1 protein-coding gene is annotated in these 1,450 nt (G+C 59.5%); it reads left to right on the top strand.

Going from position 1 to position 1,450, the window contains the following annotated elements; all coding sequences use genetic code 11:
- The first annotated feature begins 46 nt into the window (after positions 1–46).
- Positions 47–1,384, top strand: a complete 1,338-nt coding sequence (ltrA, locus tag BLV85_RS14690; RefSeq protein ID WP_090415955.1) for a group II intron reverse transcriptase/maturase — start codon at positions 47–49, stop codon at positions 1,382–1,384.
- Positions 1,385–1,450 lie beyond the last annotated feature (66 nt).

Below are 1,450 nucleotides of genomic sequence, written 5' to 3'. Positions count from 1 at the left end.
CCTGCTTTGTTCACGCAACCGAAGGGCGAAGGAACGAGGGATTGCCATGTCGCTAACCACTCCGGAAACGATCAGGACGCTCCAGAGGAAACTCTATGCCAAGGCCAAGCAAGAACCGGCCTACCGTTTCTACGCGCTCTACGACAAGACCTACCGGGCAGACATCCTCAGTCACGCCTGGCGTCTGGTCTGGGCCAACGGAGGCAATCCCGGCATTGACGGGATCAGCTTCGAAGCCATCGAGCGCGGCGAAGGGGTAGAAGGATTCCTGCGGGAACTGGCCCGTGATCTGCAAGAAAAGACCTACCGAGCCCAACCGGTCAGACGGGTCATGATCCCCAAAGCGGACGGCAGTCAGCGCCCGCTGGGCATCCCGACGATCCGCGACCGGGTGGCGCAAATGGCGGTAAAACTCGTCATCGAACCGATCTTTGAAGCCGATTTCTGCGATCACTCGTATGGATTCCGGCCCAAGCGCTCGGCCTTTGACGCCGTGGACGACATCGCCAACGCGCTCTGGGCCGGCCACACCCAAGTCATAGACGCCGACCTGTCGAAATATTTTGACAGCATCCCCCACGCCAAGCTGCTGGCCGTGGTGGCCGAGCGCATTGTCGATGGCGGCATCCTCGCCCTCATCAAGCAATGGCTCAAAGCCCCGGTCATCGGCGAAGACGAGGACGGAAAGCGGAAGACCGTGGGGGGTGGGAAAGCAAGCAGCGTCGGCACGCCACAAGGCGGAGTCATCTCGCCGCTGCTGGCCAACCTCTACCTCCACCTCCTTGACCGCATCTGGGAGCGTCATCGGCTGAAGGACAAGCTTGGGGCGCACATCGTCCGCTATGCGGACGATTTCGTCGTCCTGTGCAAACGGGGTGTGGAAGAACCGCTGACCGTCATCCGTCATGTACTGGAACGGCTTGGTCTCACGCTCAATGAGACCAAGACCCACATCGTGGATGCCAAGGAAACCGGCTTCAACTTCCTGGGCTTCACGATCCAGATGAGTCGTGGGGCCAAGTCGGGTAAATCCTACCCGAACGTCCGTCCCACGGACAAGGCCGTGAAGAAGATCAAGGCTCGGCTGACGGAATTGACGCAACGGAAACTGACCTGCATCCCGCTGGAAGACGTGGTGAGGAACGTGAACCGCAGCCTGAAGGGCTGGGCGAACTATTTTCACTACCGGAATTCCAGCAATAAGATGAGCGAGGTCAGAAACCACGCGGAAGAACGCTTGAGGACGCACTTGCGGAAGCGTCACAAGATCAGGAATCGGAAGGCGGGGCTGTTCAAGTTTCCGCGCCGAGACCTGTATGAACGCTATGGGCTATACAAACCCCCAACGGAGGCCGGCTGGAAATCGGCGCATGCCTCGGCATGAAGAACATCGGAAAGCCGTGTACGGGAGAACTGTACGCACGGTTTGATGAGGGAGGGCAGGCGCAAG

Source organism: Nitrosomonas halophila (genome assembly GCF_900107165.1).
GTDB classification, from domain to species: Bacteria; Pseudomonadota; Gammaproteobacteria; order Burkholderiales; family Nitrosomonadaceae; genus Nitrosomonas; species Nitrosomonas halophila.
Note: the sequence above shows the minus strand (reverse complement) of the source record. Positions and strands in the feature narration are given on the sequence as shown.